Annotated in this window: 27 protein-coding genes; 10 read left to right on the forward strand and 17 right to left on the reverse strand. The window is 62.9% G+C overall.

The window, feature by feature from the left end:
- Position 1: 1 nt before the first annotated feature.
- The 6 genes from AC07NY_RS03950 to AC07NY_RS03975 form a co-directional block, all read right to left on the reverse strand.
- Complete coding sequence (locus AC07NY_RS03950; RefSeq protein ID WP_494581975.1) at positions 2–814, reverse strand: Mu transposase C-terminal domain-containing protein; 813 nt, start codon at positions 812–814, stop codon at positions 2–4.
- A 153-nt stretch (positions 815–967) separates the two neighbouring features.
- Positions 968–1,696 carry an IS21-like element helper ATPase IstB gene (istB, locus tag AC07NY_RS03955; RefSeq protein WP_494581976.1) on the reverse strand — a complete coding sequence of 243 codons (729 nt, stop codon included), beginning with the start codon at positions 1,694–1,696 and terminating at the stop codon, positions 968–970.
- Positions 1,696–3,195 carry an IS21 family transposase gene (gene istA, locus AC07NY_RS03960; protein ID WP_494581977.1) on the reverse strand — a complete coding sequence of 500 codons (1,500 nt, stop codon included), beginning with the start codon at positions 3,193–3,195 and terminating at the stop codon, positions 1,696–1,698. The genes istB and istA overlap by 1 nt, the downstream gene beginning before the upstream one ends.
- A 286-nt stretch (positions 3,196–3,481) precedes the next feature.
- Complete coding sequence (locus AC07NY_RS03965; protein WP_494581978.1) at positions 3,482–3,736, reverse strand: hypothetical protein; 255 nt, start codon at positions 3,734–3,736, stop codon at positions 3,482–3,484.
- A gap of 670 nt (positions 3,737–4,406) precedes the next feature.
- The gene (locus AC07NY_RS03970; protein ID WP_310095024.1) at positions 4,407–5,528 is read right to left on the reverse strand and encodes a phospholipase D-like domain-containing protein; all 1,122 of its coding nucleotides are present in this window, start codon (positions 5,526–5,528) and stop codon (positions 4,407–4,409) included.
- A gap of 352 nt (positions 5,529–5,880) precedes the next feature.
- Positions 5,881–6,090 (reverse strand): cold-shock protein, encoded by a 210-nt coding sequence (locus AC07NY_RS03975; protein ID WP_310095021.1) that lies wholly within the window; start codon positions 6,088–6,090, stop codon positions 5,881–5,883.
- Between the two features lie 1,029 nt (positions 6,091–7,119).
- Between AC07NY_RS03975 and AC07NY_RS03980 the strand changes: the two genes are divergently transcribed.
- From AC07NY_RS03980 to AC07NY_RS03990, 3 genes are all read left to right on the forward strand, one after another.
- Complete coding sequence (locus AC07NY_RS03980; protein WP_494581981.1) at positions 7,120–7,332, forward strand: DUF2934 domain-containing protein; 213 nt, start codon at positions 7,120–7,122, stop codon at positions 7,330–7,332.
- Positions 7,333–7,460: 128 nt separating this feature from the next.
- The gene (locus AC07NY_RS03985) at positions 7,461–7,880 is read left to right on the forward strand and encodes a phosphatase PAP2 family protein (RefSeq protein ID WP_494581983.1); all 420 of its coding nucleotides are present in this window, start codon (positions 7,461–7,463) and stop codon (positions 7,878–7,880) included.
- Positions 7,881–8,172: 292 nt separating this feature from the next.
- The gene (locus AC07NY_RS03990) at positions 8,173–8,406 is read left to right on the forward strand and encodes a hypothetical protein (RefSeq protein ID WP_494581984.1); all 234 of its coding nucleotides are present in this window, start codon (positions 8,173–8,175) and stop codon (positions 8,404–8,406) included.
- Between the two features lie 64 nt (positions 8,407–8,470).
- On the opposite strand, the gene AC07NY_RS03995 is transcribed toward AC07NY_RS03990, so the two are convergent.
- From AC07NY_RS03995 to AC07NY_RS04020, 6 genes are all read right to left on the reverse strand, one after another.
- Complete coding sequence (locus AC07NY_RS03995; protein WP_494583668.1) at positions 8,471–9,073, reverse strand: hypothetical protein; 603 nt, start codon at positions 9,071–9,073, stop codon at positions 8,471–8,473.
- A 169-nt stretch (positions 9,074–9,242) separates the two neighbouring features.
- Positions 9,243–9,677, reverse strand: a complete 435-nt coding sequence (locus AC07NY_RS04000; protein WP_494581986.1) for a pyridoxamine 5'-phosphate oxidase family protein — start codon at positions 9,675–9,677, stop codon at positions 9,243–9,245.
- A 108-nt stretch (positions 9,678–9,785) separates the two neighbouring features.
- The gene (locus tag AC07NY_RS04005) at positions 9,786–9,911 is read right to left on the reverse strand and encodes a DUF4113 domain-containing protein (RefSeq protein ID WP_494581988.1); all 126 of its coding nucleotides are present in this window, start codon (positions 9,909–9,911) and stop codon (positions 9,786–9,788) included.
- A gap of 57 nt (positions 9,912–9,968) precedes the next feature.
- A complete protein-coding gene (gene xth / locus AC07NY_RS04010) occupies positions 9,969–10,739 on the reverse strand; it encodes an exodeoxyribonuclease III (RefSeq protein ID WP_494581990.1) in 771 nt (256 codons plus the stop codon).
- A 40-nt stretch (positions 10,740–10,779) separates the two neighbouring features.
- On the reverse strand, positions 10,780–11,421 hold the full coding sequence (locus tag AC07NY_RS04015; RefSeq protein ID WP_494581991.1) for a dienelactone hydrolase family protein: 642 nt from the start codon (positions 11,419–11,421) through the stop codon (positions 10,780–10,782).
- Positions 11,421–11,660, reverse strand: a complete 240-nt coding sequence (locus AC07NY_RS04020) for a DUF2171 domain-containing protein (RefSeq protein ID WP_494581993.1) — start codon at positions 11,658–11,660, stop codon at positions 11,421–11,423. The genes AC07NY_RS04015 and AC07NY_RS04020 overlap by 1 nt, the downstream gene beginning before the upstream one ends.
- A 451-nt stretch (positions 11,661–12,111) precedes the next feature.
- On the opposite strand from AC07NY_RS04020, the gene AC07NY_RS04025 reads away from it, so the two are divergent.
- The 3 genes from AC07NY_RS04025 (at position 12,112) to AC07NY_RS04035 (ending at position 12,969) form a co-directional block, all read left to right on the forward strand.
- Positions 12,112–12,417 carry a hypothetical protein gene (locus AC07NY_RS04025; RefSeq protein WP_494581994.1) on the forward strand — a complete coding sequence of 102 codons (306 nt, stop codon included), beginning with the start codon at positions 12,112–12,114 and terminating at the stop codon, positions 12,415–12,417.
- Positions 12,418–12,562: 145 nt separating this feature from the next.
- Positions 12,563–12,757 (forward strand): hypothetical protein, encoded by a 195-nt coding sequence (locus AC07NY_RS04030; protein WP_494581996.1) that lies wholly within the window; start codon positions 12,563–12,565, stop codon positions 12,755–12,757.
- Positions 12,754–12,969, forward strand: coding sequence for a hypothetical protein (locus AC07NY_RS04035; RefSeq protein ID WP_494581997.1), 216 nt, complete (start codon positions 12,754–12,756; stop codon positions 12,967–12,969). The genes AC07NY_RS04030 and AC07NY_RS04035 overlap by 4 nt, the downstream gene beginning before the upstream one ends.
- Here AC07NY_RS04035 and AC07NY_RS04040 read toward each other — a convergent pair.
- The gene (locus tag AC07NY_RS04040; protein ID WP_494581999.1) at positions 12,927–13,508 is read right to left on the reverse strand and encodes an MOSC domain-containing protein; all 582 of its coding nucleotides are present in this window, start codon (positions 13,506–13,508) and stop codon (positions 12,927–12,929) included. The genes AC07NY_RS04035 and AC07NY_RS04040 overlap by 43 nt on opposite strands.
- Before the next feature lie 29 nt (positions 13,509–13,537).
- On the reverse strand, positions 13,538–14,059 hold the full coding sequence (locus tag AC07NY_RS04045) for a cupin (RefSeq protein ID WP_494582000.1): 522 nt from the start codon (positions 14,057–14,059) through the stop codon (positions 13,538–13,540).
- Between the two features lie 391 nt (positions 14,060–14,450).
- On the opposite strand from AC07NY_RS04045, the gene AC07NY_RS04050 reads away from it, so the two are divergent.
- The 3 genes from AC07NY_RS04050 to AC07NY_RS04060 all read left to right on the forward strand — a co-directional run bounded on the left by AC07NY_RS04050 (position 14,451) and on the right by AC07NY_RS04060 (position 15,485).
- Complete coding sequence (locus AC07NY_RS04050) at positions 14,451–14,636, forward strand: hypothetical protein (RefSeq protein ID WP_310094081.1); 186 nt, start codon at positions 14,451–14,453, stop codon at positions 14,634–14,636.
- 297 nt (positions 14,637–14,933) lie between these two features.
- On the forward strand, positions 14,934–15,179 hold the full coding sequence (locus AC07NY_RS04055; RefSeq protein WP_494582002.1) for a hypothetical protein: 246 nt from the start codon (positions 14,934–14,936) through the stop codon (positions 15,177–15,179).
- Positions 15,180–15,188: 9 nt separating this feature from the next.
- Positions 15,189–15,485 (forward strand): SemiSWEET family sugar transporter, encoded by a 297-nt coding sequence (locus AC07NY_RS04060; protein WP_494582003.1) that lies wholly within the window; start codon positions 15,189–15,191, stop codon positions 15,483–15,485.
- A gap of 259 nt (positions 15,486–15,744) precedes the next feature.
- Here the strand turns inward: AC07NY_RS04060 and AC07NY_RS04065 are convergent, their stop codons facing one another.
- The 3 genes from AC07NY_RS04065 to AC07NY_RS04075 all read right to left on the reverse strand — a co-directional run bounded on the left by AC07NY_RS04065 (position 15,745) and on the right by AC07NY_RS04075 (position 19,472).
- The gene (locus AC07NY_RS04065) at positions 15,745–16,080 is read right to left on the reverse strand and encodes a DUF6894 family protein (RefSeq protein ID WP_494582005.1); all 336 of its coding nucleotides are present in this window, start codon (positions 16,078–16,080) and stop codon (positions 15,745–15,747) included.
- A 78-nt stretch (positions 16,081–16,158) separates the two neighbouring features.
- Entirely contained in the window at positions 16,159–16,290 is a 132-nt protein-coding gene (locus tag AC07NY_RS04070) for a hypothetical protein (protein ID WP_494582007.1), read from the reverse strand.
- Positions 16,291–16,733: 443 nt separating this feature from the next.
- Positions 16,734–19,472: a response regulator gene (locus AC07NY_RS04075; protein ID WP_494582008.1), complete on the reverse strand. Its 2,739-nt coding sequence runs from the start codon at positions 19,470–19,472 to the stop codon at positions 16,734–16,736.
- A 207-nt stretch (positions 19,473–19,679) separates the two neighbouring features.
- Here AC07NY_RS04075 and AC07NY_RS04080 point away from each other — a divergent pair, with 207 nt between their 5' ends.
- The gene (locus AC07NY_RS04080; RefSeq protein WP_494582010.1) at positions 19,680–20,846 is read left to right on the forward strand and encodes a sensor histidine kinase; all 1,167 of its coding nucleotides are present in this window, start codon (positions 19,680–19,682) and stop codon (positions 20,844–20,846) included.
- Positions 20,847–21,428: the final 582 nt, after the last annotated feature.

The raw sequence follows: 21,428 nt of genomic DNA on the forward strand, positions 1-21,428 counted from the left end.
CTCAACTCCTGACACTTCGGGTTCGCACAGCGACCTTGCGGGGCGTGGTTTCTTGGGCTTCCTGGACGGGTGCTACTGGCGCGGCGGCACGAGCTTGATCTGCTCGTTCCTGGCGAGCTTCCGCCGCGGATAGGGGCGCCACTGGCGGAAGAGGCTTCTTCGTCTCGGGTGGATAGCCCTGGCCATTCACATGGCTGCCAATCCCGATTTCACTGGCGTCCGGATCTACGCGTTCGCGCGCGATGTGTGCGGAGGCCTTTCGGCCATCCGTCATGAAACGGCCCATACGTTTCGGAGCGCCGGACTTCTTCTTTGCGTCAGCGAGCTTAGCCACGAAGTCGAAAAGCTCCCGCCTTGCACGGGAAATCGCCTCGCGACGGTCCTCGTCAGGCTCGCTGATTTCGTCGGCTCTCTTCTTGACGACCAACCATTGATGGTAGGTCAGGTCCTTGGCAAAATCTCCTTGGAGTTCGCCCGCAACCCACTTCCTCGTTTGCGGATCAAACACGTGGATCTGATCCAGCGAGAGTGGGTCCAGCCGGACTTGGACGTCGATTCTCGCGCCTAGCCGGTTGCGAAGGGCCGAGAACTCTTTTGAGTTCCAGACCAGATTCTTGAATTTGATCCCTTGGGCATTCAGCGTCCGCGGGACTACCAGACCCGTGAGCGGCGCCAGCAATTCACGGGGAGGCGGCAGCTTGACGCCGCATATGCTTATGCCACGTCTCCATCGATCCATTGGAGCCTGCCCCGTCGCCGAGTGCTGCTCCTGATGGTAGATGTCGACGATCCACTTCGTGACGACCCAATTCACCTCGGCGAGAGTGTCAAACGGCGCGCAAAGTTGCCCCCCGATCGGCGTCCAATGTTGACCCCTTGAGCATGCTTCGCGGCGAGGAGGCGGCGCGGCGGAGCTGGTCTGGATTGCGCAGCCGCGCCGGCTCCGGATCGGTGGTGTGCGGGGAACTCAGAGCCTGTTCTTGAAGCGCCAGCTCTCGTTGCCGGTCTCGACGATGTCGCAGTGATGGGTGAGCCGGTCGAGGAGCGCGGTGGTCATCTTGGCGTCGCCGAAGACGGATGGCCATTCGCCGAAGGCGAGGTTCGTGGTGACGATGACGGAGCTCTGCTCGTAGAGCCTGCTGACCAGGTGGAAGAGCAGTTGTCCTCCGGACTGTGCGAAGGGCAGATAGCCGAGTTCGTCCAGGACGATGAAGTCCATGCGGGCGAGATAGTCGGCCATGCGGCCCTGGCGGCTGGCGCGGGCTTCGGCCTCGAGCTTGTTGACGAGATCGACGACGTTGAAGAAGCGGCCTCGAGCACCGGCACGGATGCAGGCTCGGGCGATCGCGATGGCGAGATGGGTCTTGCCGGTCCCGGTCCCGCCGACGAGGACGACGTTGCGCTGGTGCGCCAGGAAGTTGCCGCCGGCGAGATCATGAACGAGGGTCTCGTTGATCGGGGTTCCGTCGAAGGCGAAGTCGGCGACATCCTTGGCGAGCGGCAGCTTGGCGATGGTGATCTGATACTTGATCGAACGGGCTTGCTTCTCGGCGATCTCGGCAGCGAGTAGGTCGCCGACGACGCGCTGCGGCTCGTGCTGGCGCTTCACCGCCGAGGCGATGATCTCGTCGAAGGCGGCCTTCATGCCGTAGAGCTTGAGTTCGCCCATGGTGGCGAGAATCTCCGAGCGTTCCATCACACGGCTCTCCTGAGGCTGTCGTAGCGGGCACAATCGGCGGTAGGCTCATGGCGCAGGCGAAGGGCGTCGGGCGTCATGATTGTGATCGCCGCCTCAGGCTCGCGGCGCCGGGCCAGGATGTTGATGACCACGTCGGCTGAGTGGACGCCCTGCCGCAGAGCGTCCGCGCAGGCGGCTTCGACCGCCGACAACCCGTCGCTGAGCACCGCCGTGAGGATCTCGACCATCTGCCGATCGCCGTCTTGAACGGCAGCGAGCTTGCGCCGGACCCGGTCGATCGCGCCGGGCAAGACCCAGTCCTTGAAAGGCGCGCCGTTACGCAGGGCGCCCGGCTTGCGAGCCAGCACCGGGACATAGTGCCAAGGGTCGTAGATGGTCTGGTCGCGGCCATAGCAGCGGGGATGCTCGCCGACGATACGCCCGTCCTGACGCAGCTCGATCCGATCGGCATAGGCGCGGATCTCGACGGGGCGCCCGACCGCACTCGCGATGACCGAGTACTTGTTGTTGTCGAAGCGCACGAGACAGGTCTTCGACACCGAGGCTGGCAGTGAGTGAAAGCCATCGAACCGTCCCGCGTAAGGCACCAGGCTCGGCCGTTCGGCTTCGAACATCTCCCAGATCGTGCGGTCACGTTGCTCCGGATGGCGGTGGGCCTTGGCGTAGCGAAGCACCTGATCCATCAGCCAGGCGTTCAACTCGTCGTAGTTCTTGACCCGCAGGCGCGGGGCGAAGAAGCGCTCCCGCACGAGCCCGACCTGGTTCTCGACCTGCCCCTTCTCCCAGCCCGAGGCCGGCGTGCAGGCAACGGGATCGATCAGGTAATGGCTGCACATCTGCTGGAAGCGGCGATTATAGGCCCGCTCCTTGCCGACGAAGATCGCCTCCACCGCCGTCTTCATGTTGTCGTAGATGCCGCGCGTGCAGGCGCCCTTGAAGAAGGCGAAGGCCCGGTCATGGGCATCGAAGACCATCTCCTGGCTCTCGCGCGGATAGGCCCGCACAAACAGCATGCGCGAGTGACAAAGCCGGACATGCGCCACCTTCACCTGGGTCGTCGCGCCATTGATGACGACGATCTCGTGGCTCCAGTCGAACTGGTAGGCCTCGCCAGGCGCAAAGCTCAAAGGCACATAGGCGTCGGCTGTGACGGCGGATTGCTCGCGGCGCCAGCCTCTCGCATAGCGACGAACCGCATCGTAGCCGCCCTCGTAGCCGAGATCCCGCAGCTCTTCGAAGAGGCGGATCAGCGTCAGGCGCTCGCGGGCCGGCTTGCCGTCGTTTGCCATCAGCAACCGATCCAGCTCAGGGCGCCAGGGCCCAATCTTCGGCTGCGGCTGAACCTTCCGCTCATACTCGAACGACGTCGCGCCCGAGCGCAGCACCTTCCGAACCGTGTTCCGCGAGACGTGCAGCTCGCGGGCGATCTCCTTGATCGTCTTCCCGCGGATCGAAAACTCGCGCCGGATCCGCGCAATCGTATCCACGCCCTTCATCCCCCGCCCGCCCGTCCGAAACCAGGACGGGCAGTCTCACCGAAACCGGCTCAAGGGGGTCAAAGTTGGACGCCGATCCCCCGCCTCACAGGGTCAAACTTGCACGCCGAAACACAGTTCGAAGAATCCGCTGCCTGGGCTGATGCAGCGCCGGCTTCGTTATGCGTGCCTAAACGGCTCGCTTGTGTCGACCGTTTCGAGACGAGTTCGAGGAGGACATGCCGGTCAAGCGTAGGCTAGATGCCGAGTCGATAGGGCGGGCGGCCAAAGGGCTGAGCGCGAACTCCTATGGAACCGACCGAATTGCGCTCGCCGCAGCGATGAGCTTCTCAAGGTCGGGGCCGTTTACGGCGATGTCCCCCTGGTTCCCATGGATATGAAGGTCGGGAAGCGGCTCCTGCTTGCCTGCCTCCGTGATGAAGTTTAGTCCGTCGTGCACCGTGTCGAATTTTCGCGACGGCGTATCAGTTCCCCAAAAATGGATTGTGCAGGGCAGGCCGCCTTGCACGCCAAGAATCTCGGTCGCTTCTTCGGTCGTCATCGGGCTGGCTCCAGATGCGCCATACTGCAGCGCCCTCGGAGAACGGTTGCCATGCCCCGGCTGTTCCTCAGCGGTGCTGCGCCATGGCCGAAGCTCCTCGTCATCTGCGCCGTGCCCGGCCGCTCGGCATCGGTCCTCTTCGCCAGGACCCCAGGCGCTTCGTCTCGGCCTGCGTCCAAGCCAGCCCGGCGCGTTGGGAAAAAGGCCGCATGATGTAGCGGTAAGGTGTGGTGGCGGAACTATTTGCCACGCGGCGGAACTCAAGACGCAGAAGCTGGTTTGAAAGCCGCTATCGTCGTTGCACCCATCGACGACAGCGGTGGACCCTCTGCCAAGATGACCACCAGAAGCGAGCCGGCGCAACTTCCCCCAGCCGGCCGGCTCGCTTCTTTTACCTCGATCGGAGAGCGAGCCGCGGATGTACCGGCAGCTCCCGATCTAAGGCTGGCGCGAAATTCGGTAGTGCTCGTCCTCGCGGCAGAGCAAAGGGCTGGAGGCCCACAAACCCCGTCGGAGATCCCGGCGGGGTTTTGTTTTGGCGAGTGAACTTGGTGTTGCGTCAACGGTTCGTCAGGCGCCGCTAGCTCGGGTCCGCGAGCCGCTACTGCATGAGACCGAGATGCCGCTGTTCTCTCATGACGGCCGCGAACCATGTCGGCAGTGAAACCGATCAAATCTGTGACCGGGCCAAGCTCGACACCCAGTCCGAGAATTTCTCGTCTGCTGATCGATTTTGCCACTCTAGGAGCGTGTAAGGCCGAGAGGCTGCCGCATCCCGATCGAACACGGTCGTCTGCGTTCTGGCGAAGTCCTGGTCGAACAAGTTGACGTTGGCCTCGTCGTTGAGCCGCAGGGCGCGGTCGTCGATATTCGTCGAGCCCACCGAGGCCCAGACGTCGTCGACGACCACGAGCTTGCAGTGGAAAAAGGTCGGCTGGTACTCGCTGATCTTCACGCCCGCCTCAAGCAGATCGCCCCACAGGTGCCGCGATGCCTTTCTCACCACGCGCGCATCGGTCTGGGGACCGGGCACGATAATGTGGATGTCCACGCCGCGCTTGCGCGCTTCTAGCAGCTGTTGGCGCGTGAGTTCGTCCGGAACGAAATACGGCGTCGCGATCCGGATGTTCTTCTTCGCTGAAGCGAGCGCCGTCATCAGCATCAGATGCATGACGTTGCGCTGGTGGGTCGAGCTGACGACGACCTGCGCGGCACGCTCGCCCGTCGGCGCAACGTCCGGAAAATAGCGATCGCCGAGCAGGAGTTCGCCGGTCGCCTCGATCCAGTGCTCGGCGAAGGCCGCCTGGAACTCAGCCACCGCCGGCCCCTCCACGCGGTAGTGATTGTCCCGCCACTCACTTGGTGAGCGAGCATCCCCGTTCCACTCGTCGGCGATGCCGACACCGCCCGTGAAGCCAACGCGGCCGTCCAGGATTAGCAACTTGCGGTGCGTACGGTTGTTGACGCGGTCGAGCGTGTACCAGGTAACGGGCCGGAACCGCACGACCTCGACGCCCGCACCCTGCATGCGCTTGATCAGCGCTTCGTCCATTGGGAGGCTGCCGACCCAGTCGAGCAGCACTTTCACGCTCAGGCCCTCGCGGGCTTTAGCGGAAAGAGCATCCGCGAATTTCACCGCGATGTCGCCGCGCCAGTAGATGTAGGTTTCGAAACTGATTGTTTGCCGGGCTTCACGGATGGCGCCCAGCATCGAGGGAAAGATCTGGTTGCCGTTGACGAGCGTCTCGACCTTGTTGCCTGGGATATAGCTCGACCCGAAAAGGGCGCCCATCGACGTCTTCAGCTGGCGATCGGACGAAGCCAGGTGATGCGGAAGCGGCTCCCTCAGCTCTTGAGGATCAGGCAGTAGATTATAGACGAGAAGGCATCCGACCGCACCCGTCAATGCCGACAGGAACCCCACGACGAGTATGTTTCGCCGACGGTTCACGGCCGCGAGGCCTGGCAGGAGACGTGCTGATAGCCCATTCTGATTGATGTTCCGCGATCCTTTGGCGCGCGCCCTTTCTTGTGCTCCCGATCGAAACTGAGAAGGGGGAAGCGGGTCTTGAAGGACGGCGCCCGATAAATATGCCCGCCTCCCGATGGAGGCGGGCTGTCTCAGCCGGCAGAAGTGGCCGCCGCTACTCCGCCTTGAGGTTGTCAGCCGACTGCTTGCCCGACCTCTTATCGGCTACCATCTCGTAGGAAACCTTCTGTCCCTCGTTCAGGCTCCGCAATCCGGCGCGCTCCACCGCGCTGATGTGCACGAAAACATCGTTGCCGCCGCTGTCCGGGGTGATGAAGCCGTAACCCTTGGTCTCGTTGAACCATTTCACAGTGCCGGTAGCCATACGCATCTCCATAGTGGACCGGCAGGATGCTGGCTCGATCCCATAAGCGCAAGTGTTGGCGACCGTGGCGGAACAATCAGAAGCGAAACGCAGTCTCCCTAGCAGATGCAAAACGGAGATGAGCGATGACAGACAACCAAGATTCAGATGTCCGGGCAGCCAACGCGCGTGCTGACCAGCAGGGTGAAGGCCCAGGTGGAGGGGTGGTCCCGCCGATGCGAGCAGATAAGCATTCGACGATCGAGCCGGCCGTGGAGACACCCGTCGAAGGGCGGCAGGGTTTCCTAGGTCGTCCAGTGCTCGCGGTACTGATCGGTGGGCTCTTCCTCGTCGGGGTGGCTTGGATCGTCGTCCACTACGCTTCGCGCTAGCTCGACTAAACAGCAGCCCGCCATAGTTATGGCGGGCTTCCAACAATCCGATGCGCCGCGAAAAGAAAGGCGGGGTTTGGACCCTCACCATACCAGCGTCGGCAGCAGGTATCCGAGTAATGCAAAGCCCGAGAGAGCCGCGAGCAAAATGACGGCCGCTCGCAGACGGCTCAGAGTCAGACGGGATCCGTCTGCCTCGACGAGCAATTTCAGTACGCCACGCAGAGGGGAAAATCGCAGGCCGCGTAACGAAGGGCTCTGGGCAGTTTTGGTGGGTCCTTCCTCGACCAATTCAATCGTCCTTATTTGGGTCTTCGCGGGGGCCGAATGCTCCGGGAGTCTTTCGATCACCTAGAACAGGTCAACTGTCGCCTTTCACTTCCGGTTCCGGCCTGCTCAGAGCCCGGCGAAATGAGCGTCGCCAGCTAATCGCCCCTTGACAAGACCGCCGCGCGCGAAGCGACGGGCACCCCGCGAACGGGACTGCGCAGTCGCGGCAGGTCGCTGTCAGGGACGCGCTAGGTGAAGCGCGATCAGGGAGAACTGGGCAGCACCTTTGGGCGCCGCATTCGCAACCGGTCGGCAACTCGGCAACGGAGGCGGAACCGTCGGTCCACCGAGGGCGTTTTCCGCCGCGAAGACCCCTGGGACGACACCGATGGACCACGACGCAGACCACGCCGAAATCCGCAGACTGGCTTACCAGATTTGGTTGAAGGAGGGGCAGCCAGACGGGCGAGACCGAGAACACTGGACCGCAGCAAAAGCTGCGTGGGCCATGCAGAGACACGGGCTACACGCTGTAAGCGAGCAGCAAGCCGGCGCTGACCCTGAAAAGTCCATTCGCCAGCCGCGTAAGAAAAAGAGCTGAGTTGCCAGCTGGTGCCGCGCATTGCACTGCCAGTGTCTGACATTGATCGCGCAGTCACGCGAGCCGCCCGTCTGCCTTCGCCGGGAGCGCGTGTCGCGTTCTCACTCGGGTGGCTAGCCGATGCGCGCGTGCTGCTGGGAGGGGGCGCACTTTGGCTTCTGGCAACGCCGGGCCAAAGCGCTGCCCGCAGGGATGCTGTTCGCTTTCTGTCGACTATTGCGGCTACGACTACCTTGCATCACGCCGTCAAGCAGATCGTCGACCAAGTACGGCCTGACCGAGTGATGGGATCCGGGCGATTGAAGACCGGCCGAGCGCTCGACTCGATGCCTTCGGGCCACGCGATGCATGCCGGGGCGATGGCGGCCTTCTTCGCTGACCGCGTGGCTTGTCCCGCGGCTCTATGGTCAGCTGCTTTGGGTTTGGCGTCAGCCCGGGTAGGCATGCTCGCGCATTGGCCCTCGGGCGTAGCGTTGGGGTTCGTCGGCGGCGTGGCTGTCGAGCGTTGTACCAGGTGGTTTACGCGCTCTCACTCTCGGAAGCCATAACGGCGACGACGCAAGTCGCCGCGATGATAAGCCACGCCAGATCGCCGACCCAAGGAGCGCGCATCGCGGGGGATGCCACAACCGAGGTGATGCCAACTACGGAGAACAGCGCCGAAAGAAACGAAAGACGCAACATTTTCGCCTCCACTTTGAGCGCATGAACGCGGCCGGAAAAGGCTGGTTCCCAGAGCCCGCCAAGGAATTTTCGAGCCGCGGCGGGTGCTGCTGGCGGGCGAGGGGAACTCTGACTGAGGCGGCCGGTTGTGCTCCGTCCAGCCTTCGAGGTTTCCGCATGAAATCGCTTCTCCTTCTCGCCGCTTTCTCGATGGGCTGGAGCTCGCTCGCCCACGCAGCCGCGCCTCGAGGCGAGGCCGAGGTTCCTGTCCTCAGGGCGGCCGCAATTCCCCTCAAGGTGTGCGCGACCCCGGTAGCGGTCGATCCGCCGATCGAACATCCGCTCGGTTCGCACTCCATGCCGACCAGGGAAATCAACCAGCTCCGTATCGGAACACCTCTGGCTGATTGAAACCGCGAGCCGGCAGCTCATTCGAGGTGTGATCGCCGCCGCTCCTCGGGCCGCCACCGGAGCGCTAGCGAAGCAGTCCCTCAGCATCGAATTCATCCCAGCCGGCTAGGTCCGGCGGGACTTCGTCGTTCGGGCTGCTGACGGCCTTCCGCGCTTTGCCAGGCCGTTTGCCCGCGCGGGTCTGCGCCGCCTTTCCCGCGGCGCGCCGCCTGTTTTCCGCTGCCGCGGCGATATCCTCTTCCCGCCAGATCTCTGTCAGTCCGCTGTCAAGGACATGCTCAATGAAGCGAGGCTCGAATACGTGGAAAGTGACGGCCTTGGCGCGGCCACGCAGCTTGACCGTTTTGGTTCCCGCGCTCTGAAGGCGACCGTCGTCGAGCCATTTGTGGCGCTCGCGAGAGGAGATGGCGAGAATGTCCTCAGCTTCGCTCGGGAGGACAGGCAACACAGCGATGCCGGCCAATGTCTCGCCGACGATCGCTGAAAGCGCGTCGAATTCCACCGCGTCGGCGCCCGGCGCATCGAGTGTCACCTTGCCGGCTTCGACCTTCAGGCATTTCCTCCATGCCCAAGGCAGTCGACGCTTGATTTCGCGTTCGATCCCCTTGGCGCGAACCGACGATCCCAAGGTGACGGACGAAGGAAGAGGACACTCGGCCAGCTGCATTGCGGTGCGCTTCACATGATGCTCGGCTCAGGCTTGCTTACTGCGGTTCGATCGCCCGGGTCATCCTCGATGGAGCGAAGCTCTGACCCTTGGCGCCGGCAAAACCGAAGGCGGGGGATTCGGGCACGGCGGCTGAGGGGCCACAAGCTCGCCGCGCTGGCGGAAGCGGTCAGACCGCGACCTCTCCCTCATCTTCGCCGTCCCAGTAGTGCACGCGCGACGCGTGAACCTGAACCAGCACGATGCCCGGGGTCTCGATGCCCTGCGGGAACCAGCGCTCCATATCGTCGACCCAGTGCTCTTCGAGAGCGCCCCGGTCTTTGGTCAAGCTGGCCTTGCCCTCGATGCCGATGAAGATGCCTGGCTTGCCGAGCAGGCTCTTGTTGCCCGAGAAGGTAAGGCCGACCTGATCAGTGGTTTGGATGTCCTGGATGAAACGCGCATCATCATACGCGAAGAACCAGGAATCCCCATCGTACTCGACATCGCGGTTGTTGCTCATGGGCCGGCTGGAAAGCTTGCCGCCCTCCGTCACGGTCGTGAGCATGCAGAAATCCATGTCCTTCATCTTCTCTGCGATGTCGCTGAGTGTGAGCTCGCCCATGGTATCCTCCAGCATGGTGACCGCTTTCGATGGAGATCGAACGGGCGGGCTAAGGTCGTGTTCCCTTCGGTGCGATCCCGTCCGGCTCGCGACGGACCTCGCGGCTTCTCAGTGGGCGCGCGAACCAACGACCGGCACCTCGTCGAGCCGCGTGGTGGAGTGCGGCGCGCGGCGGTCGAACTTGGTGACCCAGGCCTTGCGCTGGGTCGCCACCATTGCCGCGGGAGGAAGCACGGCATGCCTGCCAGCCGGCTGTCTCCCAAGCGAACGAGCTCTCCGGGGTCCGGGGCACTAGAGCTCAATCATCACTGGAGCGTGGTCGCTGGTGTGCTCCCAGCCGCGCGGCGAACGCCGAACTTCCGCTCGCTTGAGCGTATCGGCCAGCGCGGGGCTCAATAGGAAGTGGTCGATCCGCAGTCCAGCGTCGCGCTCGAACGAGTTCCGCCAGTATTTCCAGAACGTGTAGATTCGCTCCTGGGGATGGAGGTGCCTGACGGCGTCGACCCAGCCCTGCTCAAGAAGGCTGGCGAACGCCTTCCTCACCTCCGTGCGAAAGAGAGCGTCCTCCCTCCAACGCTCAGGCGCATAAACATCGAGCTCCGTGGGCATGACATTGAAGTCACCAACAAGCGCCACCGGCACGTCGAGCGATAGCAGCTCCTCGGCATAGCTTTGCAGCCGCTCGAACCAGCGTAGCTTGTATTCGAACTTGGGACCCGGAGCCGGATTTCCGTTGGGGAGATAGATACAGCCGATGAGTATCCCGTGCGCCGCGGCCTCGATGTACCGGCTGTGGCTATCGTCGGGGTCTCCGGGCAGCCCCCGGCGCGTCAGGACCAGCGGGCTGCCTTGCTTTGCAAGGATGGCGACGCCGTTCCAGCTCTTCTGGCCATGCCAAACTGCCTCATACCCCGCCTGCCGCAGTTCCCACTCTGGAAATCGGGCGTCGGAACATTTTAGCTCCTGCAGACAGACGACATCCGGCCCGTCCTGCTTGAGCCAGCGCAGGAGAACAGGCAGGCGCCCGTTGATGCCGTTGACGTTGTAGGTTGCGATCTTCAATTGCGCCTGTCCTCACGACCAGCGCTCCCGCACAAGCCTGTCACAGGTATTCCCGCAAAAACGCCTGCGCCCTCGATATCGCGTCCGGCCAGCTCGCAACGGACAGTCCGTGTCCTTCGCCCGGGTAAATGTGGCTCTGGACGTGGCCTCCATTGCCCTTGATCAGGTTCTCGATCGCGACTGCGTTCGATACCGGAACGATTTGGTCGGCGTCCCCATGGAGGATGAGTGTTGGTGGCAATGATGCCCACTCTAATCCAGCAGGGAGGAAACCGAAGAAGTCGACGACGGCCCTGATCCTGCTGTCGCGAGCGGCGAATGCCAAAGCCAACGCTCCGCCGAGCGAGAAGCCGACAACAGCGAACCGATCCTGTCTTTCGACCTTGATGGCCTCGATCGCTTCAAGCCAGATTGGAAACTTGGTCTTGATCTCACCGTAGCGGGCCCGGCGATCGCCCGTTGCCTGGAAATAACGCGGTAGCCAGACACTGTAGCCGGCGGCGGCGATCATCTGCGCGGCGAACTCATATCGACCGCCGTTGGTCAGACCATCCGAGCCGTGAAGAAGGATGACGCTGCGTCCGGGAACCATCGGCCCGAAGCGATCGACCGCGATGCTCGCGTGGGCCGGGCCAGCGACGATTGTCGCGCCTGCCCCTGCCACGAAATGGCGTCTGTCCATCAGCCGGTGGCCTCGGACCATCGCTCTTTCGCCTCAGTAGCCGGGACGATCAGCTTGATCGTGTCGCCCTCGATGCCGATGACAAGCCCCAGGTCGATGTAGTGGTGAGCGCCGCCCGACTCGGCGTCATTCTTCTTGAGTTTGATGAGCTGGCCGCTCAGAGCGTCGACGGTTCCGACGTGACCTCCATCGGATCCGATCACTCGCTGGCCCTCCTTAATTTGCTCGACGAACATCATCGCTGGATTTCCTTCCTGAAGCTTTCCCGGAGCAACGGAGCGTCTGGTGTGGAGGTTCCAGCCCGCGCAGCGGAACCATCACTCGCTCGCGAAGTTTGCAGCGGCGGTGTGGTTCGTCAGGACAGGCGTTATGGGTGCGGACGGATTTCGGTGCGATATTTGCGGCTCGCCGAGCATCGCCGTGCCCTCGGACCTCCGGCCTACCAGCGATGTGTGTTGCGGCGGCTGCTCCCGCCGCTTGGCGACCTGGTCGGAGTATCGCGCATTCGTGGCGACGGCAGTTCGGGAGGGAGCGAACGGCCGTCAGCCTATCGTCGCTGATCCGCTGTCCGACGGCTCCGCGTAGGCTTCTCTCGCGGCTGGCTCTCCAGATGCGGCTATATCCGAATGCTTGGCGAGCCCCCACGGCACTCCTTTTCCCACTTCCTGCGAGGGATGAAGACGAGCTGCAATGTCGAAATGCATCAACGTGTTGAGCGGTCGGGAACTCAGACCCGTCACGGAAGCGAAGGCCTATTTCAGCGGGTTGCGAGAAAGCACCCCGATCGGCTCACTCCTGAGTGATCCCGAGCGATCCGATGCTCTGGATACCTACCGGCGCTATTGTGGAGTGGCCGGTGCATCTCCGGTAACCGCCGTCGGCGTGACCGTGATCAGCGAGAGAAAAATGCGGCCAGGTGGAAACGATGCGCGGATTGCGAGATCGTTCGCCGTTGTAACTGCGGGCGGCGATGCGGCCGCATTCAATATAGAATAGGCCCTGCAAGCGATCGCAGAGTAGCTTGGGCCCGACGAACTGGGAACCAGTGCTCATAGGCTCTCGTTGACTGCGAAGGATTGATCGCGAGGCGCCCTTGGTCGCAATCTGGAAATCCGATGGACCTAACAAGAGACCGACGCAGGTGCGGCGCGCGCTTCACACGGAGCATTGCCGTGACGAGGATGGCAACCGCTACAAGGTCGTCGTCTGGCGCGAATGGCCCGGCCTCTCGCTGACATCATACACGCTCGAAGACGGCACCCCCGTGCATTACGAAGACGAGTGCTACTTCACGCTTCCCTCTGGAAAGATGCTGACGCGCTGCGAGGACGAATGAACGACATCGAGGATGGCGCGGTCGTCGTGATGCTGCAGCACAAAGTGAAGGTCGGGGGGGAGCTCATGGCGACCTACCGGATGGAGTATCCCGACTTGGAAACCGCGCTGCGCGAGATCGCACAGGACCTCAAAACTGGCCGTGTCGAGACCATGTGGGTCGCCGGGCGTCAGCTCACCGCAGAGGAAGTCACTGCCTGCGCCAAGCGATAGCCGCGAACGCTCTCACTCCGGAGCCGGCGCGATGCTTTCGACTCCCGGGGCAGCGCGAGGAGTTCATCGCCGACACTGACCTTTCCGCTCTGAACAATGCGTGCCGTGATGCCACCCAGGCCACGAACGGCATTGTAGCCGCCGACGCCGAGGATTTCTTCCATTCGGGAGCAGGGGTGACACTCCCCAGTGGTCTCCAGGACCGCAGAGCCAATCTGGAAGCGCTTGTCCTTCAGAGCCAGGAGATTGATACCGCGCGTGACGACGTTGCGCCGGAGGTCGGCCGGCAAAACTTCTGATCTGCCGATATGGCTGGCGATAGCCGCAACATGCTCAGCCTGGAGAAGCGTTACCTGGCGGCCGCCCCGAGCGCGGGTGTAGCGGTCTCCAACGACGCCTTGCACGGTATCGAAATCGGCATTCTGCACCACGAGCATCGACTCACGACGCCGCGGGCGAATGCCGAGCCACACGACAGGCCCAGGCGCCATGGGTGCGTTCGATAGCTGCGCCAGCATGGATGAAGCGTTCAATGGCATATAATGTCCCCCGCACGAAGCGACAGGCGTCACGCCACGCGGACATCTGCCCATAGTCGAAGCAGCGGACCATCCTCGCCAACGACTGGATCGCGCGGAGGGAAGCTCAGTACGGATATTCTCTGGGCCATAATTACCGAAGCTTTCTCGCGAACGATGTCGCCGCTTTGGCCAGGTGGATAGGCGCCGATGACGAGGAAATCGTCAGATTGCGAAATGCGGCGGTGGCCCGTTCCTGCCGGAAGCACCAGCACATCTCCGGCCTTTACGTCGAGTTCGCGGCCATTATCGCCGCCGAGGAGGAGCCTGGCTGACCCAGCCGCGATGCCGAGCACTTCGTGCCCATGCGAATGGTAGTGATCGAAATCGTAGATCCCATTGCGCCATTGCGGTGGCCATCCATTCTCCTGAAACCGCTTTTCCATGAGCCCCGCGAGGTCGGTCGCGTCCGCGGCGAACGCTCCCTCGTAGATCAGCGCAGACAACCTGGGATTGTTGGGGACGAAGCTCCACGGCTCGAAATGAAAGGCCGTCACCGTCGTCTTCGTCATCGCACCATCTCCCAAGAACGGTTCCTCAACTCGACCGAGGCGGGGGCGTTCCTCATCGCAGGCTGCTTTGCAAGCGCGCAGCGTCGTGCGCCCCGGCATCGGGAAAAGGAAAGCCCGCCGCTTAAGCGGCGGGCCTCTGGACTTGCGTCAGGACTTGGCGGTTCCGGCCATCACCGGGAAACTGACTTTGCCCTCCTGTCGGCTGCGGCCGGTACATCCGCGGCCACGCATCCAACCGGAGAGCAGGCAGGTGCCACGCTGGCACCGCGCGGACAACGACGTAAGCGCGGCTCTGGTTCCCGCAAGGATCCGCGGCACCATGCTTGGCCCACAAAGGGAACGGTAGCGAGCCTGGGAGCGTTCAGCCTCTGCACAGGGGATGGAGCGACACATGGCAAATACTCGAAGCCCGGCCGTCGAAAGTCTCCGCGAGGAACAAAAGTCTCAAGCGAGAGCGGAGCGGGAGCTGACGCCCGACCAGAAGCTCGAAAAGGCGCTCAAGGATACCTTTCCCGCCAGCGATCCTGTAGCTGCGCAAGTGCCGATTACGCCGGGCGCGGCGGAGGAGAAGAAATGATCCGCGCAGCGATGTTCAGCTTGGCCGGCGCGTGGATTGCCGGGAAAGTCGACAGGGGTGAAATCCCTGAGCGGCTTGCGGTCCCGCTCACCATGCTGGCGACACGTCTTCCTACGCCGCTGATCCTGGCCGGGGCGATTGGCTACGGATGGTACCGCATGAGCCAGGAGGCGCGGGCGACGGCGGCGCGGGATGTGACTCCGACACGCCGCGCCGAGCCCGCTGCTCGGAGGGCAAAATCTGCATCGGGCCGATCACGAAGGGGAGTTCGGACCCCCCCGGCCGGAGGTGGCGCCGATGTTTAAGCTGTTCGTTGAAATGTCGATGCTGGCCCTCGAGGCGCAGCAGGCCATCTGGCTCCGGAGCCTGAAGATTGCCGGCGGTGGCCGTGCCGGCGAGCGCGAGGCCAAGCTGATGGTGAAGGAGAAGGTCTCGGCTGCTCAGAGAGCGGTGGTGCAAGCGTCGGCTGGCGCGGGGCCTGTCGGCATTACGCGCGGCTATCGGCGCAAGGTTCGCGCGAATGTCCGGCGGCTGTCGAGATAGGTGTCGGACGTGAACTGGGTCGCGGTGGCTGGCACTCTCGCGACGCTGTGCTCTACCATCAGCTTTGTCCCTCAGGCTTGGCGGATTGTCAGGACACGCGACACCGGGGCGATCTCGCCGCTGACCTATAGTCTGACCGTGACCGGTTTCGCCCTCTGGACGGCCTACGGCGTCGGCTTGGGCGAATGGCCGCTGATCGCCACGAACAGCGTATGTTTCGTTCTGTCCGCCTTCATTTTGACGATGACACTGCTGCCCCGCGCCAAAAAGGAGGCTGTGGCCGACACGATCGACCCTGCTCCCTAAGGCGCATGAAAATTTGGCGGTGGGCATCACCGTCGCTTCACCTCGCGTGGCTTGAAACGAGCCACTCTGGGATGCCTGAAAAGCCGACAATCCCACTACCAGTCGTGAACCCGTCGCAGATCGAAGTCAGCAGCGACGCGCGAGGCGACGCCATCATCAAGTTTGAACCGGCCGGGGAGGTAGACGTACTCTCATTGAGCTTAAAGCAATGCTCGCGAAAGCCAGCCAGGAGCTGGCCAAGTATCAGCCAATCCAATAGCTACGTTGGTGTTTTCTTGAGATTGGCAGAAAGCGCTCTAGCGACTGCATCGGCCGCATCATCCGCTCCTGCATCAATTTCCGCCGCCTTGAAGCGGGCTTGCTCAGCCGTTTCACCGTGAAATTTGAGGGACGCGTGATAGACTTCATCGCCCTCAGTGTTCTGAACTGCCGCACTCAAATTTAGTGATTGGCCGTTCGGCAAGGCATCTTGGACCATGTCTGCCAACGCCTGTTGAGCGGCGTCTGCCGCTGCGCCGTCATTCGGGAACTCAAGAGTATCTTCGCCCCGATCCAACTTCTTCCCGTCATCCGTCACGAATCGATATTTCGGCATGCGGCTCTCCATCGGAGTCGAGGCACAGCGACGGGCTTCGGCCGAACGAGTGGCGCGGTGAATTGGTTCCTTATTGCCTCAGTAGCTCGCGCGATAGCGATCAATCGCGCGCCGCCGAAGATCGTCCTCGTCCTCGGCCACAGCGACGAGCGCTGCGATGATGTACGCCAGCCTGGTCCGCTCGCGCTCACCGAGAGGCTCCGGGGTCATCAACTGAAGCTCTGCCCAAGCCGCCTGTAACGCACCATCCGCTCGCGCAAGATCGACCGGATCGGTCAGCGATGAGAATGGCTGTCGTCCTCCCCGTCGATGCCTGAAGAGCCCAAAAACCTAGCTGGCGACGTTGACGGGACAAGAGGCAGAGGAAACGAAAGAGGCTCCGTCACAGCTGACGGAGCCAAGATTCTTCCGTTGCAGAGAGGAAATATCTGAAAACCCAGCCAGGGAGGCGCGAGGCTGCGTAAAGTTTGCTGGTAGGGCGTCTACATGGTGACGCCGCCTTAGCTTGCGCGACAGCCGCCGAGTTCGGCGGTCTTGGTCTAAGAGTAGCATCAAGCAGCGCCCGCCGCGCCGCTGTGACCGATCTGCTTCGCTTACGCGCTCTCCGCGGGGAGGGGCGTTAGACCGCTCTCGCGGGTTTAAGGACGCTCGTATCAGCCGACGGCACTCGCGTCCGTGTCGCTCTCTGCGCTTTCCAAGGCCGCGCGAAAGGCACGCTCCAGCCCCTTCAATTGGAAGGGCTTCTTCAGGATCGACACACCCGGTCGTCCCTCAAACTCGGGCAATGCGGACTGGCCTGTGGCGAAAACGACGGCCAGGGTCGGCGACCGTTCCAGAAGACGCCGGGCGAGCTCATCGCCGCGCATGTCCGGCAGGCCGACGTCGGTGACAAGGACGTCGATCGCATGCAGCCCGGCAGTAGCAAGTGCCTCCGATCCATCCGCCGCCTCCAGGACGAGATGCCCCATGTCCCGCAGCATATCCACCAGGTCGAGGCGGATCAGGGCGTCGTCTTCGCAGACAAGAACGGTCTTCGCGGCGACATCATCTTCCTTCTGATCCGGCAGCGGCGAAGGCACGCCACTCGCGGTCTTTCCGTCTTTGAGGAACACCTGCCTGAGCTTGCGCGCAAGGGCATCGCGCGAATACGGCTTCGAAAGGAGATTGACCCCCTCGTCGAGCCGACCGCCGTGGACGATGGAATTCTCAGTGTAGCCGGATGTGAACAGCACGCTAACCTGTGGCAGACGCTCTTTCGCTCGCCTCGCCAGCTCGGTGCTTCTCATGGGGCCTGGCATGACCACGTCGGTGAAGAGGAGATCAATCTCGACGCCGCTCTCGATGACGACGCAGGCGCTGTGCGCATCGGATGCCTTGAGTACGCGGTACCCCAGCTCGCCCAGCGTCGCCACGACGGTCTCGCGCACTGCCTCGTCGTCTTCCACGACGAGAACCGTTTCGGAGCCGCCGACCACCGGCCCCGTCTCGGCCTCCACGATCGCTTCCTCCGCCTTTGCGGAGCGTGGCAGGTATAACTTCACCGTCGTCCCGTGACCGGGTTCGCTGTAGATCTTCACGTGGCCGCCAGACTGCTTGACGAAGCCAAACACCATGGACAGCCCTAATCCCGTTCCCTTTCCTGCGGGCTTCGTCGAGAAAAACGGTTCGAACACCTTTGCCATGACCTGGGGGCTCATCCCCGATCCAGTGTCCGTTACAGATATCTGGACGTACTGACCCGCTTGGACCTCCTCGTGTTGCTCGGCGTAGTTGTCGTCGAGGAAGGCATTTCCGGTCTCGATCGTGAGATGACCCCGTCCCTCCATCGCATCGCGGGCGTTAATCGCGAGATTGAGAATCGCGTTCTCAAGATTGGTGGGATCGACCATCGTGTTCCACAGGCCGCCGGCAACAACTGTCTCGATATCGACCGCCTCGCCGATCGTTCGCCGGAGTAGATCGTCCATGCCGCGGATCAGCTTCCCAGCGTTGACGACTCTCGGCTCCAGCGGCTGGCGACGGCCGAAAGCCAGCAGTTGCGTGGCAAGGTGAGCACCCCGCGCGACGCCCGCCATGGCTTTTTCGATGCGAACGCGAGCGCGGTCGTTTTCCCCCAGCTCGCGCGCAAGCAGTTGCAGATTGCCCCCGATAACCTGCAGCAAATTGTTAAAATCGTGCGCCACGCCGCCAGTCAGGTTGCCGATGGCTTCCATCTTCTGCGCCTGGGACAGCATCCCTTCCAGACGAGCTCGCCTCTCGCTCTCGGCGACGAGGCTCTCGTTTGCCTCGGTGAGTTCCCGGGTGCGGGCCTCTACTCGCGCTTCGAGTTCGTCGCTGTTGCGCTTCAATTCGCGGGAGGCCGACGAGAGCGCGTCGCGTAGCGTCGCGAACTCCCTGAGGTTGGTCGGGAATTCCAAGGCCTCGTCGGTCCGGCCCAGACGGCGAGCCGCGCCCGTCACCGCCGCGAGGGGCCGCTCGATCGTTCGCCAGATCCACAGGGCGCCGAGGCCGGCGACAATCAACGCCGTCGCCCCAAACGCCACGAGCGAGAGCACAGCGTCCCATAGAGGACGCTCGATCACGGTGCGGGGGATGTTCGCGGCAACCAGCCACCCCGAGACGTCCGATCGCGCGTAACCGACGAGCACGCTTTCGCCACGGGCGCTGTTCCCCACGAAGGTCCCGCTTTTTCCGACCGCTTGCGCGAGGAAATCGGGATTACCAGGCTTGCCCCGAAAGCTTGCATCGTCGTCAGAGCGGAGAACGTAACGTCCGGCTTTATCCCCGACGCCGATGATCCAGTCCCGCGCCAGCGACTGTCGCACGAGGTCGTGCAAGACGATGGTCGGGACGCTGACGTGGAGATGGTAACGTACGCTACCGTCGAGCGAGACCGGAACCACCACCGCGACAAGAGGACGGTCCACGAGCGCGCCGACGAACACATCCGTGACGAAGGGCTGGCCGAGTTCCGCCTCCGGAGGATTTCTGATCCGCGTCGGGGGGAGGTCAGTCCCGAACGGGGCGGCGGTGCTGAGCACCAGGCGTCCGTCGTGTTCCCTCAGCCCGATGTCACCGTTGACGAACGGCTTCACAAGCATGGCCTGCTCATAGAATGATCGAAGGTCGCCGGATTTGAGGTGAGCCGACGTCGCGAGCGTCTGGAGGGCCACCTTCCACCCCAACAATTGCCGGTCGATCAACGAGGACGCCGATTGGGCCACGTTCAACGCGTCCTGCTCATATCCCGCGCGCTCCGCCATCGAATAGCGGCTCAGAAGCAAGGCGGCATAGGCCAGACCAGGCAGCAGGATGACGGCGACGAGCGCGAGTGCCATCACGCGAGACGGCAGTCCGGATACGGGCCTCGCCGCGACAGCGGAATCGTTCATGTGGGTCGTAACCTCGGTGGATACCGAAATCATGTCGCAAAAATCCCGCAGCTTTGCCAGCGGCAGGAGCCTCTAACCTCGTTATCCAATGTGCTGCGCGAGGGTCGTCGTCGAGGTGCGGTGCGTTCTGCTACGAGCCTGCTCATGGAGCTAGAATGCTGGTCACCCGAGCCGTTGGCCTCTATAGCAGCTGGGGGGAAGGCGGATATGCTCGCAGACGATCGCCGACACGAGGTTTTCATCACAGAGCAACTCGCGGCTCGCTCGCCGACGCCCGTGGACCATCTTGCGGAAAAGCGCGCCTTGCAGGACCTCGCCCGTCGCATGGTGGAGGGTCCCGACGAGGTGCTCCCGTGCTTCGTCGACTTGGCGGTGACGATGACCGGGGGCGTCTCGGCCGGCCTGAGCCTCTTTGAAGCCGATCCGGTGCCCGGCATTTTCCGGTGGCATCACGTCCGGGGCCGGTTGGCTCGCTTCGACGGGGCGACGACGCCCCGCAACTACAGTCCGTGTGGCGTGACGCTCGACGAGATGGGACCCGTTCTGACCCGGCATTCAGAGCGCATGTACAGTTGGATCTCCGACGCCGGCATCGAAGTGCCGGAGGTACTCCTCGTCCCGCTTTATATCGGCGATAAACCTCTCGGCACTCTCTGGATCGTGTCCGACGACGAGGGGCATTTCAACGCCGAGCACGCACGCATTGCGACCGAACTCGCTACATTCGTCGGCATCGCGCTCCAGGTGAAGCAAGGCGAGGAGCGACTCCGCCAAGCGCTGGAGGCGCAGCGGACGATTTCTCACGAAATGAGCCACCGGGTGAAGAATCTCTTCGCGCTGGTGACGACCATGATCCGGTTCGGTGCGAAGAGCGCGAGGGACAAGGACGATTTCGCAACCGCGCTCACCGGGCGCATGCTTGCCTTGGCCGGAGCGCATCAGCTCGTCCTGTCGCGGGACGAATCCGAACCATCAGAACTGCGCCAAATCATCAAATCCGTTATCGAGCCCCACCAGTCGGATGACGCACCGCGGTTCCTATTGGAAGGACCAATGCTGCAGGTCAGCGCGGGATCGATCAGTGGACTGGCGTTGGTAATCAACGAATTGACCACCAACGCCCTCAAATACGGCGCTCTGCGAGCGGACGCGGGCATGGTAGCTGTGTTCTGGAAGGTGGATAGCGACAGCCTCGACATCCGCTGGGAGGAGCGGGGCGATGCAGTCGTGACCAGCCCGGATCGCGTGGGTTTCGGCAGCCGCCTGCTCGACACAACCATAGTTCGCCAATTTGGCGGGCTGATTTCGCACGATTGGCGCGCCGAGGGCCTCATAGTCTCGATCAAACTGCCGCTATCCGCGATCACGGCTTAGGCCCGACTGTGCCGAGCCATGCTTCGCGGGTCGATGGGACGCGCTCAAGGGCCGGCCTCGGCCCCGAGCCAGAGCATCGGTCCATCGTGCCCCAACACCGGGTCGCGTGGGGGATAGCCTAGGAGCGCGGTCTTCTAGGTCGCCGCCGAGTTTACTTCCTCACGCACGATGTCGCCGGATTGCCCTGGCGGGTAGGCGCTGACAACGAGAAAGTTTTCCGACTGGGTGAGCCGGCGGTGCCCGGTGACGGGAGGGAGAAAAAACACGTCTCCGGACTCTACGTCCGGTTCGCGGCCTCCTTCGCCGCCAAGGGCTAGCGTGGTTCGGGGACTATCGTACAGGTGGTGGTGTCCTTGCCTGTCTCGGGTTGCGCAGTACTCCCACAAGCCCGCTAATGCTAGGTCCCCGAATGACAGAACGCGTGGGATGTCTCGCGCTCGGCCGCTGACTTTAAACAATAGGCGGCCTCCGGAATTTTGAGCCGGATTCGTTCCGCCGCATTGCATCGATCGCGCAGAGCAATCCGAGCGGCGGAACATATTCAGGGGGAGGCAGGTTCGGGGAAACGTTGGACGCCGGATT

This window comes from Allobosea sp. GW821-FHT09G06 (assembly GCF_059416005.1).

What these genes read in the sequence shown, in the direction of transcription:
- istB (WP_494581976.1), bottom strand. Translation starts at nt 1,696, where the DNA reads ATGGAACGCTCGGAGATTCTCGCCACCATGGGCGAACTCAAGCTCTAC.
- istA (WP_494581977.1), bottom strand. Translation starts at nt 3,195, where the DNA reads ATGAAGGGCGTGGATACGATTGCGCGGATCCGGCGCGAGTTTTCGATC.
- AC07NY_RS03965 (WP_494581978.1), bottom strand. Translation starts at nt 3,736, where the DNA reads ATGACGACCGAAGAAGCGACCGAGATTCTTGGCGTGCAAGGCGGCCTG.
- AC07NY_RS03970 (WP_310095024.1), bottom strand. Translation starts at nt 5,528, where the DNA reads ATGGGCGCCCTTTTCGGGTCGAGCTATATCCCAGGCAACAAGGTCGAG.
- AC07NY_RS03975 (WP_310095021.1), bottom strand. Translation starts at nt 6,090, where the DNA reads ATGGCTACCGGCACTGTGAAATGGTTCAACGAGACCAAGGGTTACGGC.
- AC07NY_RS03980 (WP_494581981.1), top strand. Translation starts at nt 7,120, where the DNA reads ATGGACCACGACGCAGACCACGCCGAAATCCGCAGACTGGCTTACCAG.
- AC07NY_RS03990 (WP_494581984.1), top strand. Translation starts at nt 8,173, where the DNA reads ATGAAATCGCTTCTCCTTCTCGCCGCTTTCTCGATGGGCTGGAGCTCG.
- AC07NY_RS03995 (WP_494583668.1), bottom strand. Translation starts at nt 9,073, where the DNA reads ATGCAGCTGGCCGAGTGTCCTCTTCCTTCGTCCGTCACCTTGGGATCG.
- AC07NY_RS04000 (WP_494581986.1), bottom strand. Translation starts at nt 9,677, where the DNA reads ATGGGCGAGCTCACACTCAGCGACATCGCAGAGAAGATGAAGGACATG.
- AC07NY_RS04015 (WP_494581991.1), bottom strand. Translation starts at nt 11,421, where the DNA reads ATGGACAGACGCCATTTCGTGGCAGGGGCAGGCGCGACAATCGTCGCT.
- AC07NY_RS04020 (WP_494581993.1), bottom strand. Translation starts at nt 11,660, where the DNA reads ATGATGTTCGTCGAGCAAATTAAGGAGGGCCAGCGAGTGATCGGATCC.
- AC07NY_RS04025 (WP_494581994.1), top strand. Translation starts at nt 12,112, where the DNA reads ATGTCGAAATGCATCAACGTGTTGAGCGGTCGGGAACTCAGACCCGTC.
- AC07NY_RS04035 (WP_494581997.1), top strand. Translation starts at nt 12,754, where the DNA reads ATGAACGACATCGAGGATGGCGCGGTCGTCGTGATGCTGCAGCACAAA.
- AC07NY_RS04040 (WP_494581999.1), bottom strand. Translation starts at nt 13,508, where the DNA reads ATGCCATTGAACGCTTCATCCATGCTGGCGCAGCTATCGAACGCACCC.
- AC07NY_RS04045 (WP_494582000.1), bottom strand. Translation starts at nt 14,059, where the DNA reads ATGACGAAGACGACGGTGACGGCCTTTCATTTCGAGCCGTGGAGCTTC.
- AC07NY_RS04050 (WP_310094081.1), top strand. Translation starts at nt 14,451, where the DNA reads ATGGCAAATACTCGAAGCCCGGCCGTCGAAAGTCTCCGCGAGGAACAA.
- AC07NY_RS04055 (WP_494582002.1), top strand. Translation starts at nt 14,934, where the DNA reads ATGTTTAAGCTGTTCGTTGAAATGTCGATGCTGGCCCTCGAGGCGCAG.
- AC07NY_RS04065 (WP_494582005.1), bottom strand. Translation starts at nt 16,080, where the DNA reads ATGCCGAAATATCGATTCGTGACGGATGACGGGAAGAAGTTGGATCGG.
- AC07NY_RS04070 (WP_494582007.1), bottom strand. Translation starts at nt 16,290, where the DNA reads ATGACCCCGGAGCCTCTCGGTGAGCGCGAGCGGACCAGGCTGGCGTAC.
- AC07NY_RS04075 (WP_494582008.1), bottom strand. Translation starts at nt 19,472, where the DNA reads ATGAACGATTCCGCTGTCGCGGCGAGGCCCGTATCCGGACTGCCGTCT.
- AC07NY_RS04080 (WP_494582010.1), top strand. Translation starts at nt 19,680, where the DNA reads ATGCTCGCAGACGATCGCCGACACGAGGTTTTCATCACAGAGCAACTC.